The organism is Bradyrhizobium sp. DOA9, assembly GCF_000617845.2.
Classification (GTDB): domain Bacteria; phylum Pseudomonadota; class Alphaproteobacteria; order Rhizobiales; family Xanthobacteraceae; genus Bradyrhizobium.
This window is the reverse complement of the sequence record NZ_DF820425.1, coordinates 852499-864966: the sequence shown is the minus strand read 5'-3', so window position 1 is coordinate 864966 and position 12468 is coordinate 852499. Positions and strand designations below refer to the sequence as shown.

The following is a 12468-nucleotide window of genomic DNA, read 5'->3' as shown; positions in this document are numbered from 1 at the left end:
GTCGCGAGGCAGACATGAGTTCGATCACGATCAATCTTCTGCTCGCGGCCCTCCTGCTCGCCGCCAACGCGTTCTACGTGGCGGCGGAATTTGCGCTGGTGAAGAGCCGCGGCTTCCGCGTCAAGGCCATGGTCGAGCAGAACCGCTTCGGCGCACGCCTGCTGCAAACCATGATGGGAAACATCGAATCCTATCTCGCCTGCTGCCAGCTCGGCATCACCATGGCTTCCCTCGGTCTCGGCTGGATCGGTGAGCCGACCGTGTCTGCGCTGCTGAGCCCCGTGCTCAGCCCGCTCGGATTGTCGGAGGCCACGCTGCACTTCGTCTCGTTCGTGGCCGGTTTTCTGGTCTTCTCCTCGCTGCACATCATCATCGGCGAGCAGGTGCCGAAGACGCTCGCGATCAGGGAGCCGATGCCGGTGTCGCAGTGGATCGCCTATCCGCTGCATTTTTCCTATCTGGTGTTCTATCCGCTGAGCTGGTGCCTCAACACGGCCTCGAGCGCGATCCTGCGTCTGATGGGGGTGCAGGAGTTCTCGCAACACGAGATCCTGACGGATTCCGAGATCGAGGGACTGGTCGAGGAATCCGCGGTGCACGGCAAGATCGAGAGCGGCGAGGCCGAATACATTCACAACGTCTTCCGCCTCGGTGAGCTCACCGTGTCCGACGTGATGGTTCACCGCACCGCCATGGTGATGATCAATGCCGACCTGCCGCCGGAGGAGCTGGTGCGGGAGGTGCTGGCGACCGAATACACCCGCATTCCGCTGTGGCGCGACAAGTCGGAGAACATCATCGGCATTCTGCACGCCAAGGATCTGTTGCGGGCCATCCGCGCCTCGGAGGGCGATACCTCGCGCATCGACGTCTCCACCATCATGCTGCCGCCCTGGTTCGTGCCGGAGATGCGGCCGATCTCCCAACAGCTCAAGGCATTCCGCCGCCGCAAGACCCATTTCGCGCTCGTCGTCGACGAGTATGGCGAGGTCGAAGGCCTCGTGACGCTGGAAGACATTCTGGAAGAGATCGTCGGCGATATCTCCGACGAGCATGACGTGGTGGTGGCCGGCGTGCGCCGCCAGCCCGACGGCTCCGTCGTGGTCGACGGCTCGGTGCCGATCCGCGACCTCAACCGCGCGATGGACTGGCATCTGCCCGACGAAGAGGCAACCACGGTCGCCGGCCTCGTCATTCACGAGGCGCGCTCGATCCCCGACCGCGGCCAGAGCTTCACCTTTCACGGCTTCCGCTTCCGCGTCCTCCGCCGCGAGCGCAACCGCATCACCGCGCTCCGTATTTCACCGGTGACGCGCGAGGCGGAAATGGAAGAGGTGAAGCCGAGACGGGCCGGGACGTCGTTTTGATTTTTGCTTACCCTCCCCCTCCAGGGAAGGGTAAGAGAAGTCAACCTTCCCCCGGCGCCTGCGCATTGATCGCGAGCGCGTGCACGCTGCCGGCAAGTTCCGCGGAGAGCGCCGAATTTATCATGCGATGACGGTCGACCCGGCTCTTCCCTTTGAAGGCGGCAGACACGATATACACACGGAAGTGCGTCTCGCCGCCCGGCCCATGGCCGGAATGGCCCTCATGCAAATGTGACTCGTCGACGACTTGCAGGCTTTCGGGCGTGAAAGCTTCCCGCAACTTGTTGCTGATAGTGTCTTTCATAGCCATGTGTGCCATTCGGGTGCAGAGATCACGCCCCGTTAATTGCCGGGTTTGCGGCGAATTGCAATGTCAAGACTTGAAGGTTTTTGCATTGCGTAGTCAAAGTCAGCCATGCCGATCGATTCATCAAAATTCTTCGACTCCATCCGCGTGAAGCCGCGGGGCAAGCAGCCGGACGTGAAGCCGCGCGACACCGCGGTCAATTGCGAGTGGGCGGGCTGCGCCAACAAGGGCTCGCACCGCGCGCCGAAGGGCCGCGAGAACCAGCGCGAGTATTGGCACTTCTGTCTCGACCACGTGCGCCAGTACAACCAGAACTACAATTTCTTCTCCGGCATGAATGCCGAAGCCGTCGCGCGCTACCAGAAGGATGCGCTGACCGGTCACCGCCCGACCTGGAAGATGGGCGCCAATGGCGGCAAGAAGGGTGCGGAAGCCGAGATCGACATGGCGGCCGATCCTTTCAGCATGTTCTCCGAGATCAACGGCCGCGCCAGCTGGCGCAAGGGCCCGGAAGCTGCGCCCAAGGCCGAGACGCGCAAGGTGATGAACGCCGAGCGCAAGGCGCTGCAGGTCATGGGCCTCGGCCCCAGCGCCACGCTGGCCGACGTCAAGACCAAGTACAAGGCGCTGGTGAAGCAGCACCACCCCGACGCCAATGGCGGCGACCGCTCCACCGAGGATCGCCTGATCGAGATCATCAAGGCGTATAATTATCTGAAGACGGTGGTGCGCGAGGCGTAGGCGGCCTGGAATTTCTGGTGTCGCTCCGGCTTTTGCAGCGACGACAGTATCGTAGGGTGGGCAAAGCGAAGCGTGCCCACGCATTTTGTCGATCGAGAGAGATGGCGGGCACGGCGCAAGTGCGCCTTTGCCCACCTACGATTTCCGGACTCGCGGAGATATCCGCGCCACGTCACGCCTCCGGCAGCGCCCCGACATAGGACGAGCTCGGCCTGATCAACCGCCCGGTGCGCTGCTGCTCGCGCGCGTGTGCAGTCCAGCCTGCGCTGCGCGCGACGGCGAAGACCGGCGTGAATGCCTGCCGCGGAATCGCCAGCGCATCGAGCAGGATCGCGGTGAAGAACTCGACGTTCGTCTCCAGCGGCCGGTCCGGATTCTTCTTGCGCAACGCGGCGCGGATATAGGCCTCGACCTCGCCGGCAAACGGCAAGTCGGTGCCATTGGACGCCAGCGCCTCGACCGCGGTCTTGAGCACGTCGGCGCGCGGATCGCGGACGCGGTAGACGCGGTGACCAAAACCCATCATCCGCTCGCCGCGCGCCAGCGCCGCATCCACCCAGGGCTGGATGCGCTCGCGCGAGCCGATCGCGTCCAGCATTTCCAGCACCGGCTCCGGCGCGCCGCCGTGCAGCGGGCCGGTCAGCGCGCAATAGCCGGCGGTGACGGCCGCGAACAGGTCGGCCTGCGTCGAGGCCACCACGCGCGCGGTGAAGGTCGAGGCGTTCATGCCATGATCGCTGGCGGTGACGAGATAGGCGTCCAATGCCGTGACCTCGCGTGCGGCCGGCGCACGCCCGTGCAACATGCGCAGCGTGTCGGCGGCGTGGCTCACATTCGGATCGGGCGCGATCGGCTCGAGCCCCTTGGCACGCCGGACGAGGGCGCCCGCGATCACCGGAAATGCGCCGACGATCGTCGTCTCGTGCTCCAGCCCGGGCTCGGCGCGAAGTCCGGCGACGGCTGCCCGGAACCCGTCGATGATGCCCATGCCGCGGGTTGCCGGCAGCAAATCGTCCAGCCGCGCGAAGGCGCGCTCGCGCGCCGCGCCCAGCTGTGCGCGCACATTGGCTTCGGTGAGATTGGTCTTGCTGGCGCCGTTCCAGAGCCGGGCGGTGACGCCCTCGAAGCTCGAGATGGCGGCGAGCCGCCCGACATGTTCGCCGGCGATGATCAGCTCGCCGCGTTCGCCGTCGACATGGCTCAGCACGGTCTCGGCCGCGGGAACGCCGTCCAGCCCGATCTGGCTTTTGGTGAGGTGGATGTTCATGGCCCAATTCTCCTGTTCACGCAGGACAAGGTCAGGCCTCTCGACACATTGATCAATCTTGATTACATAAATCAATATGAAAAATTCCGTTGGGCTGTACCTCTCCGCCCGGGAAGCCGCCGCCGAGCTCGCGATCTCCCCGGCCACGCTCTACGCCTATGTCAGCCGCGGCCTGATCCGCTCCGAGCCGACGCCGGACTCGCGGAAAAACCGCTATCGCGCCGAGGATGTCCGCGCCCTGAAGGAGCGTCGCGTGCCGTCGCCGGAGCCACGCGGCCTCCGCAGCTTCGACGCCGACCTGCCGGTGATGGACACCGAGATCTCGACCATCACCGAGGAGGGCGCGATCTATCGCGGCGTCAATTGCGTCGATCTTTCCGAGAATGACACGCTGGAGCACACGGCGACGCTGCTCTGGGATGTCGCCGACGTCGATCCGTTTGCCCCCGACAACCAACCTGAGCTCTCCGAGGACATGCGCACGATCGCAGCGGCCGCGCGCCGGGCGGCGCCGATCGACCGCGCCATCGCCGTGCTGGCACTGGCCGCGAGCGCCGATCCCCGCGCCTTCACCCGCGCGCCCGATGGCCGCGCCATGGTCGGCGCACGCATCGTCCGCCTGCTGGTTGCGACCATGCTCAACGCGGAAGCATCAGTCGAGCCGCTGCATCAGCAGGTCGCGCGCGCGTGGGCGGCGGACAACAAGCACGCGCCTGATCTGATCCGCCGCGCGCTGGTGCTGCTCGCCGATCACGAGCTGAACGCCTCGACCTTCACCGCGCGTTGCGCCGCCTCGACCGGCCTCAACCTTTATGACTCGGTCATCGCCGGGCTCGCCGCGTTGAAAGGGCCGAAGCATGGCGGTGCCGGCGTTCTGGCTTCGCAGCTCGTCAAGACGCTGATTGATCGCGACGTCGCGCCTGTCGTGCGCGAGCGCGTCGCGCTCGGCGAGCGCTTTGCCGGCTTCGGCCACGGCGTCTACAAGCGCGGCGATCCCCGTGCGCAGTCGCTGCTGAACGCGTTGTCGCGCGCCGGCGCGCCGCGAAAATTCACCCGCGAGGTGCCCGAGCGGATCGCGGAAGCCACCGGCGAGTTCGTCAACATCGACTACGCGCTCGCCGTGCTCGTCCACGCGCTGCGCCTGCCGGCCGGCAGCGAGCTCGCGCTGTTCGCGATGGCCCGCAGCGTCGGCTGGATCGCCCACGCCAGCGAGCAATTGCAGTTCGGCAAGCTGATCAGGCCGCGGGCGAGGTATGTGGGGCCGGCGCCGGGGCGGCGAGCGGGGGCCGCGGAACCCAGAGCGTAGAATACTCTGCCGGTCCTGTTAGCTTAGGCTTCCGGCGAAGCGTTCGGCGAGCCTGTTTTTCTTGAATGCGTCGGCAACCCAGTCCACGAAGACTCTCGTCTTCGCGGGCACAAGCTCGCGCGATGCGTGGTAGATCGAGATCGCGCCTGCGTCACAGTACCAGCGTGGCACCAGGCGTAGCAGTGATCCGTTTTCGAGCGCGGGAAGAATGTCGGCGGTGGCAAGCATGGCAACGCCCAAGCCCAACAGTGCCGCCTCGCGCATCGCAGCGGGATCGTTGACCACGAACGACTCAGATAGTGGGGCTTGAACTTCCCGCCCCGAAACATCGCGCATCGACCTGTGCCGGATGCGTCCCGTCTGCAGCGAGCGCATGACGATGCCATCCAGTGCGACCAGCTCGTCCGGCTTGGTCGGTGATGTTCGCCCGGACATGTAGGCTGGGGACGCCACGGCGATGATGTGTGCTGGCGCAAGGGTGCGACTGACAAGACCGGGCAACAATTCGAGCCCTCCTCCGATCGCGGCGTCATAGCCTTCACCGACCAGATCGACCTGACGATTCTCGAAGTGCCACTCAGGGCGGACCTGCGGGTAGCGGGCCAGGAAGCCGGGAAGCAGCGGCAGGATATGGGCTGTGCCGAATGTCGGCGGCAGGCTTACCTTGAGAACGCCCGCCGGCTCCTTGCGTCCGGTCGATGCTCCGGCGATCGCGGCCTGCAGTCCCTCAAGATGATCGGCGATGGCGGTGCGAAACGTCTCGCCGGCCTCGGTGAGCGTCAGCCTCCGTGTCGAACGATGAAACAATCGGACGCCGAGATTGCGCTCCAGCATGGCGACGTTGCGGCTGACGGCTGCCGGAGTCAGCAAAAGGCGTCGGCCAGCCTCCGAGAAGCTGTTGCACTCAGCGCTGCGAATGAATGATTCCAGGTTGGCCAGTGTTTCCATGGGCTCATTTGCAAGTGATCGTTGAAAATCTTACGAGCGATATCCACCTAATCAAAGGACAATGTTTGGGTCATCCCTAGGCCAGCGATCGGCTCGTCTGATCCCAAACAGCTCAGAGCATTCCATGTCCACCATCGGCATCATCGGCGCAGGCAATATTGGCCGCGCAGTCGCTCAGGCGCTGGCGCGCAACGGCATCGCCGCGACCCTGTCCAACAGCCGCGGCCCGAACAGTCTCGGGACGACCGTGGCCGAGATCGGCCCGCTCGTGACCGCGGGCACCCGCGAGGAAGCCGCGGCCAAGGATATCGTCTTCGTCGCGGTCAACTGGTCGAAGCTGCCTGATGCGCTTGCCGGCCTGCCGCCATTCGGCGGGCGCATCGTCGTTGACGCCAACAATCCGATCGAGGCGCCGCTGTTCAAGCCGGCGGAACTCGGTGGTCGCGCCTCGTCCGAAGTTTTCGCCGATCTGGTGCCCGGTGCGCGGGTCGTGAAGGCGTTCAATCATCTCTTGGCGCAGCTTCTTGCAACGGACCCGGCGAGCGACGGCGGCAAGCGCGTGCTGTTCTACTCGGGCGACGACGCTGATGCGAAGGCAAGCGTCGGCGCGCTGATCGACCGGCTCGGATTTTTTGGCATCGATCTCGGTTCGCTCGCGGTCGGAGCCAGGCTGACCCAGTTTCCGGGAGGTCCGCTTCCGGCGCTGAACCTGGTCAAGTTCGGCTGATGGCTTCGAGGATGTTCTCCAACGAGATGAGAAAGGCTGCGAGATGACCACCAATGATATCGATTTCGACCAACTTCTACGGGCCAATTTGGAGCGCGTGTTCAACGAGCGGGACGAGGACAAGCGGCGGACCGCCATTGCCGAGTTGTTCGTTGAAGAGCCCGTCATGTACGAACCGACGAAGATCGTTCGCGGCCGCCTGGATATATCGCGGGTCGCCGGAGAGCTTCTGAAGCAGTTCGGACCGACCTTCAGATTCGTACCCGATGGGGTTGCGGTCGGGCATCATGGCTTGGCGCGTCTGGCCTGGCATGCCGGACCCGAGCAAGGCCCTGTTGCGGTGACGGGAGCCGACGTGGCCGAAGTCGAAGGTGGAAAAATCGCGCGGCTGTGGGTGTTGCTCAATCCGCAGTGAGAAAGTCGCTAGCCGAGCTCGGCCCGCGGCTTAGGCGCCGCGACATGACGGCCATTCCGCCGGCGATAGATCCACACCGCCACGCCCAGCACGATCGCAACGCCGACCACCGTCAGCATCCAGATATGCTTGCCGACATGGGCGTGATGATGCAGCCCGGCATATTCGTGCAGCGCCGACACTGCCAGCACGCCCGGCAGCACATGCGCGGGGGCCCAGGCCAGGATCGCCGGGATGTTCACCGCGTAGAATTTCGCGGGCGTCATGCCGAGCGCGCCGGCGGTCACGGGCACGAAGGCGCGGATCGGCGGCACGAAGCGGGCGAAGAACACGGCCCAGCTGCCGAAGCGATGGAAGAAGCTCTCGCTCTCCGCGACCACGCGCGGATAGTTGGTCAGCGGCCAGGTGTTGAGGATCTCGCGCTGCCGCCGGTGCCCGATCCAATAGGCCGAGCCGTCGCCGAGCAGTGCGCCGGCTGCGGCCGCGAGCAGCACCCATGGCAACTGCAATTCGCCGCCCGGCACCAGGGCGCTCAGCGCCAGGATAATGGTCGAGCCGGGGATCACCGATCCCACCACCGGAACGGCTTCGAGCAGCGCCGCCAGGAACAAGGTCTGGTAGGCCAGCCACGGATGGGCGGAAACGAAGGCGATCAGAGGATCGAGGAAGGATGTCACGTCGTCTCTGCGGCGGGCTGGAGCAAAGGGAAGTCAGACCCTACATAGGTAAGCACATGCGGCAAGAGTGCCATTTTGGACGGCAGCGAGGTTGGCCCGCCCGAAATTCGAGCGTGATTCGCAAGGCAGCCCTCCAAAAACTGCGTTCCTTGCTTATCTGAATGAAAAGACAACGGAACTTTGATTGGTGGGCGGGCTTCTGCCGGCTCGTTGTCTCTGATAGGTTGATTTTCAGCACCCAGCCGCAGCCAACGTGCGAATAACCGGTTTCGGGACCGCCCGGGACCTCGGAGGATTGATGACGACCGCCGCCCTGTCCAAAGTTGAGGAAGTTTCCGGCCTGCCCGACATGAAGGTGTCGGTGCGCCAGGTGTTCGGGATCGACAGCGATCTCGAAGTCCCGGCCTATTCCGAAGTCGATCCTCACGTGCCTGAAGTGGATTCCGATTACCGCTTCGACCGCGCCACCACGCTGGCCATTCTCGCGGGCTTTGCCAGGAACCGCCGTGTCATGGTGACCGGCTATCACGGTACCGGCAAATCCACCCATATCGAGCAGGTCGCGGCCCGCCTGAACTGGCCCTGCGTGCGCGTCAACCTCGACAGCCACATCAGCCGCATCGACCTCGTCGGCAAGGATTCCATCGTGGTCCGCGACGGCAAGCAGGTCACCGAATTCCGCGACGGCATCCTGCCCTGGGCGCTGCAGAACAACGTCGCGCTGGTGTTCGACGAATACGACGCCGGCCGCCCGGACGTGATGTTCGTGATCCAGCGCGTGCTGGAGGTCTCGGGCCGCCTGACGCTCTTGGACCAGAACAAGGTGATCAAGCCGCATCCGGCCTTCCGCCTGTTCGCGACCGCGAACACCGTCGGCCTCGGCGACACTTCGGGCCTCTATCACGGCACCCAGCAGATCAACCAGGGCCAGATGGACCGCTGGTCGATCGTCACCACGCTGAACTATCTCAGCCACGACGAGGAAGTGGAGATCGTGCTGGCCAAGGCCAAGCACTATCGCACCCAGGAAGGCCGCGACATCGTCAACAAGATGGTGCGCCTTGCCGATCTCACCCGCAACGCCTTCGCCAACGGCGATCTGTCGACGGTGATGAGCCCGCGCACGGTGATCACCTGGGCGGAGAACTCCGACATCTTCGGCGATATCGGCTTCGCCTTCCGCGTCACCTTCCTCAACAAGTGCGACGAGCTCGAACGGCCCCTGGTCGCCGAGTTCTATCAGCGCTGCTTCAATGCGGAGCTGCCGGAATCGGCAGTCAACGTGGCGCTCAGCTGATCCCATGCCAACCATCGCCGTCGAGCGCACCATTGGTACCACCAAGAAGGCTGTGCTCGCCGGCCTCGGCGCTTACAACGACGAGAAGTTTGGGAAGCAGAAGGTCAAGAGCATCGCGGTCTCGCTGAAGGACGGCCGCAAGATCGTCGGCGGCATCGTCGGCCACCTCTGGTCCACGGTTCTGTTCATCCAGTATTTCTGGATCGACCAGAAGCAGCGCGGCAAGGGGCACGGCACGAAGCTGATCGCGGCGATCGAGGACGAGGCAAGACGGCTCGGCGCGATCCGGGCCCATGTCGATACGATGAGCTTCCAGGCGCCGGGCTTCTATCGTTCTTGCGGGTACCAGGAATTCGGCACCATCGACGGCTATCCCGGCGGCGTGACGCGCCATTCGTTTACGAAGTCGCTATGAGCACATCATCATCCAACTCCAAATTCCGCAACAACAAGGAAGCGCCGACCGAGCCGTTCAAGCGCTCGGTCGCCTCCTGCCTGAAGGCGATCGCGAAGGCGCCCGAGCTCGATGTCTCCTTCGCCGCCGAGCGGCCGGGGCTGGCGCCCGGCAAGGCGCGGCTGCCGGAGCCGGCGCGCAAGATGACCAAGCGTGACGCCGCCATCGTGCGCGGCCACGCCGATTCCATCGCGCTCAAGATCGCCTGTCACGATCCCAAGGTTCATCGCAAGCTGATGCCCGGCAATCCGCAGGCGCGCGGCGTGTTCGAGGCGGTGGAGCAGGCCCGCGTCGAGGCGATCGGCGCGCGTCGCATGGCGGGCGTTGCCAAGAACCTCACCGCGATGCTCGACGACCATTTCCATCGCGGCAAGTTCGACGAGATCACCGACCGCGCCGACGCGCCGCTGGCCGACGCGCTGGCTATGCTGGTGCGCGAGCGCCTCACCGGCATGGCGCCGCCGACGGCGGCCAAGAAGATGGTCGACCTCTGGCGGCCGATCCTCGAAGACAAGATCGGCAAGCGGCTGGACCGGCTCGACGGCGTGCTCGAGGATCAGACCAAGTTCGGCGATGCCGTGCATGATCTCTTGTCGGCACTCGAGCTCGGCGACGAGCGCAACGCCGACAGCGAGGACAATGACGAGAACGAGGAGAACCAGGACGGCGACAACGACCAGTCCGGCGCCGAGGGCTCGCCCGATTCCGATGCCGCGCAGGAGATGAGCGCCGACCAGGCGCAGGCGACATCCGAGGAGATGAGCGAGAGCGCGATGGAAAGCGCGCAGGCCTCGACCTCCGATACCTTCGACGACGGCGAGCTCGGTGACGACGAGACGCCGGGCGAGGCGACGCGCCCGAACCAGCACGGCAGGAACGAGCCGCGCGGGCCGGAATATCACGCTTTCGCGCCGAAATTCGACGAGGTCATCGCCGCCGAGGATCTCTGCGACCACGACGAACTGGAGCGGCTGCGCGCCTATCTCGACAAGCAGCTCGCGCATCTGCAGGGCATCGTCGCCCGCCTCGCCAACCGGTTGCAGCGCCGCCTGATGGCGCAGCAGAACCGCGCCTGGGAGTTCGATCTCGAAGAGGGCATCCTCGACCCCGCGCGCCTGTCGCGCGTCGTCACCGATCCCTATCACCCGCTGTCCTTCATGCACGAGAAGGAGGCGACCTTCCGCGACACCGTGGTGACGCTGCTGCTCGACAATTCCGGCTCGATGCGCGGACGCCCGATCACGGTCGCCGCGACCTGCGCCGACATTCTCGCGCGCACGCTCGAGCGTTGCGGCGTCAAGGTCGAGATTCTCGGCTTCACCACGCGGGCCTGGAAGGGTGGGCAATCGCGCGAGGCCTGGCTTGCCGCCGGCAAGCCGGCCAATCCCGGCCGCCTCAACGATCTCCGTCACATCATCTACAAGTCGGCCGACGCTCCCTGGCGTCGTGCGCGCAAGAACCTCGGCCTGATGATGCGCGAGGGCCTGCTGAAGGAGAACATCGACGGCGAGGCGCTGGACTGGGCGCACAAGCGCCTGCTGGCGAGGGCCGAGCAGCGCAAGATCCTGATGATGATCTCGGACGGCGCGCCGGTCGACGATTCCACGCTGTCGGTCAATCCCGGCAATTATCTCGAGCGGCACCTGCGTCACATCATCGAGGAGATCGAGACCCGTTCGCCGGTCGAGCTGATCGCGATCGGCATCGGCCATGACGTGACGCGCTATTATCGCCGCGCGGTGACGATCGTGGACGCCGAGGAGCTCGGCGGCGCGATCACCGAGAAGCTCGCCGAGCTGTTCAGCGAGACCAACACGGCGCCGACGCAGGCGGCCGGTCGGCCGCGACGCAAACTGCATTCGTGAGCACGATTGCATCCCGCCGCAGCTTTCTCAGGCACGCCGCGGCGGGATTTTCCACATTCGCAGTCTCCAGGTTCGCGCAGGCGCAGGCCGCGACCGAGCCGCCACCGCGCCCGCTTCAGGTCGAGCACGCGGTCGCGGCGCCCGTCAGCGTCGAGGTCAACGCGCGCAGCATTCCCAATTTCGAGCCGCGCGATCGCACGCGCACGCGCTTCGGCTCGCTGGACTATCGCAGCGGCCTGGTGCTGACCTCGCCCTATCGCGGTTTCGGCGGCCTGTCAGGCCTCCGCTTCCTCGACGGCAAGGGCGAGCGTTTCCTCGCGATCTCCGACCAGGGCGGCTGGTTCACCGGCAGCATCCGCTATTCCGGCCACGACATGGTCGGCCTTGCCGACGTCGAGGCCGCGCCGCTGCTCGGCGCCGAAGGGCGGCCGATCACGGAAAAGCACCTCTGGTGGGACTCGGAATCGATCGCGCGCGACGGCAGCCTCGTCTATGTCGGGCTCGAGCGCGTCAACCAGATCCTGCGCTACGATTTTGCCAAGGGCGGCACAAGCGCCCGCGGCGAGGTGATCGCCGTCCCACCGGCCTTGCGCAAGCTGCCCTCCAACAAGGGGCTGGAGGCGATGGTGATCGTGCCCAAGGGCAAGGACCAGAACCTGCCGCTCGCGGGCACCCTGATCGCCTTCTCCGAGCGCGGGCTCGATGCCGACGGAAACCTCGTCGCCTTCCTGATCGGCGGTCCCTCGCCCGGCCAGTTCAGCGTGCGGCGTACCGAGAAATACGACATCAGCGATGCCGTGCTGCTGCCCTCCGGCGAACTGCTCATCCTCGAACGCAAATTCTCCTGGTTCACCGGCGTCAACATCCGCATCCGCGCCATCCCGCTGAAGGCAATCGCGCCCGGTGCGCTGGTCGATGGCCCCGCGCTGTTCGCCGCCGATCTCGGCCACGAGATCGACAACATGGAAGGCATCGACGCTCACGTCACGGCCGAGGGGGAGACGGTGCTGACCCTGATCTCCGACGACAATTTCTCGATGCTGCAGCGAACCCTGCTGCTGCAATTCACGCTGGCGGAGTAGGGTAGTCTTTCCCCC

General features: G+C 65.3%; 13 protein-coding genes. 9 read left to right on the top strand and 4 right to left on the bottom strand.

What is annotated here, in order from left to right; translation table 11 throughout:
- Nucleotides 1-14: 14 nt before the first annotated feature.
- A complete protein-coding gene (locus BDOA9_RS03995) occupies nt 15-1367 on the top strand; it encodes a hemolysin family protein (protein ID WP_025032661.1) in 1353 nt (450 codons plus the stop codon).
- Between the two features lie 40 nt (nt 1368-1407).
- Here BDOA9_RS03995 and BDOA9_RS03990 read toward each other — a convergent pair whose 3' ends face one another.
- Entirely contained in the window at nt 1408-1686 is a 279-nt protein-coding gene (locus BDOA9_RS03990) for a BolA family protein (RefSeq protein WP_082847784.1), read from the bottom strand.
- Between the two features lie 96 nt (nt 1687-1782).
- Between BDOA9_RS03990 and BDOA9_RS03985 the strand changes: the two genes are divergently transcribed.
- Nucleotides 1783-2415 (top strand): J domain-containing protein, encoded by a 633-nt coding sequence (locus BDOA9_RS03985; RefSeq protein ID WP_025032659.1) that lies wholly within the window; start codon nt 1783-1785, stop codon nt 2413-2415.
- Nucleotides 2416-2587: 172 nt separating this feature from the next.
- Here BDOA9_RS03985 and BDOA9_RS03980 read toward each other — a convergent pair whose 3' ends face one another.
- The gene (locus tag BDOA9_RS03980; RefSeq protein WP_025032658.1) at nt 2588-3682 is read right to left on the bottom strand and encodes a citrate synthase/methylcitrate synthase; all 1095 of its coding nucleotides are present in this window, start codon (nt 3680-3682) and stop codon (nt 2588-2590) included.
- A 76-nt stretch (nt 3683-3758) separates the two neighbouring features.
- Here BDOA9_RS03980 and BDOA9_RS03975 point away from each other — a divergent pair, with 76 nt between their 5' ends.
- Nucleotides 3759-4988 carry a citrate/2-methylcitrate synthase gene (locus BDOA9_RS03975; protein WP_025032657.1) on the top strand — a complete coding sequence of 410 codons (1230 nt, stop codon included), beginning with the start codon at nt 3759-3761 and terminating at the stop codon, nt 4986-4988.
- An 18-nt stretch (nt 4989-5006) separates the two neighbouring features.
- On the opposite strand, the gene BDOA9_RS03970 is transcribed toward BDOA9_RS03975, so the two are convergent.
- Nucleotides 5007-5936: a LysR family transcriptional regulator gene (locus tag BDOA9_RS03970; protein ID WP_025032656.1), complete on the bottom strand. Its 930-nt coding sequence runs from the start codon at nt 5934-5936 to the stop codon at nt 5007-5009.
- A gap of 124 nt (nt 5937-6060) precedes the next feature.
- Between BDOA9_RS03970 and BDOA9_RS03965 the strand changes: the two genes are divergently transcribed.
- Together BDOA9_RS03965 and BDOA9_RS03960 are read left to right on the top strand one after the other, a co-directional pair.
- Nucleotides 6061-6663 carry an NADPH-dependent F420 reductase gene (locus tag BDOA9_RS03965; protein ID WP_025032655.1) on the top strand — a complete coding sequence of 201 codons (603 nt, stop codon included), beginning with the start codon at nt 6061-6063 and terminating at the stop codon, nt 6661-6663.
- A gap of 43 nt (nt 6664-6706) precedes the next feature.
- Nucleotides 6707-7078 carry a nuclear transport factor 2 family protein gene (locus tag BDOA9_RS03960; RefSeq protein WP_025032654.1) on the top strand — a complete coding sequence of 124 codons (372 nt, stop codon included), beginning with the start codon at nt 6707-6709 and terminating at the stop codon, nt 7076-7078.
- 8 nt (nt 7079-7086) lie between these two features.
- Here the strand turns inward: BDOA9_RS03960 and BDOA9_RS03955 are convergent, their stop codons facing one another.
- Nucleotides 7087-7755 (bottom strand): DedA family protein, encoded by a 669-nt coding sequence (locus BDOA9_RS03955; RefSeq protein WP_025032653.1) that lies wholly within the window; start codon nt 7753-7755, stop codon nt 7087-7089.
- A 298-nt stretch (nt 7756-8053) separates the two neighbouring features.
- Between BDOA9_RS03955 and cobS the strand changes: the two genes are divergently transcribed.
- The 4 genes from cobS to BDOA9_RS03935 are packed head-to-tail and all read left to right on the top strand — an operon-like array spanning nt 8054 to nt 12453.
- Complete coding sequence (gene cobS, locus BDOA9_RS03950; RefSeq protein WP_025032652.1) at nt 8054-9052, top strand: cobaltochelatase subunit CobS; 999 nt, start codon at nt 8054-8056, stop codon at nt 9050-9052.
- Nucleotides 9053-9056: 4 nt separating this feature from the next.
- On the top strand, nt 9057-9467 hold the full coding sequence (locus BDOA9_RS03945) for a GNAT family N-acetyltransferase (RefSeq protein WP_025032651.1): 411 nt from the start codon (nt 9057-9059) through the stop codon (nt 9465-9467).
- A complete protein-coding gene (gene cobT, locus BDOA9_RS03940) occupies nt 9464-11371 on the top strand; it encodes a cobaltochelatase subunit CobT (RefSeq protein WP_025032650.1) in 1908 nt (635 codons plus the stop codon). Before BDOA9_RS03945 ends, cobT begins: the two co-directional genes overlap by 4 nt.
- On the top strand, nt 11368-12453 hold the full coding sequence (locus tag BDOA9_RS03935) for an esterase-like activity of phytase family protein (protein ID WP_025032649.1): 1086 nt from the start codon (nt 11368-11370) through the stop codon (nt 12451-12453). The genes cobT and BDOA9_RS03935 overlap by 4 nt, the downstream gene beginning before the upstream one ends.
- Nucleotides 12454-12468 lie beyond the last annotated feature (15 nt).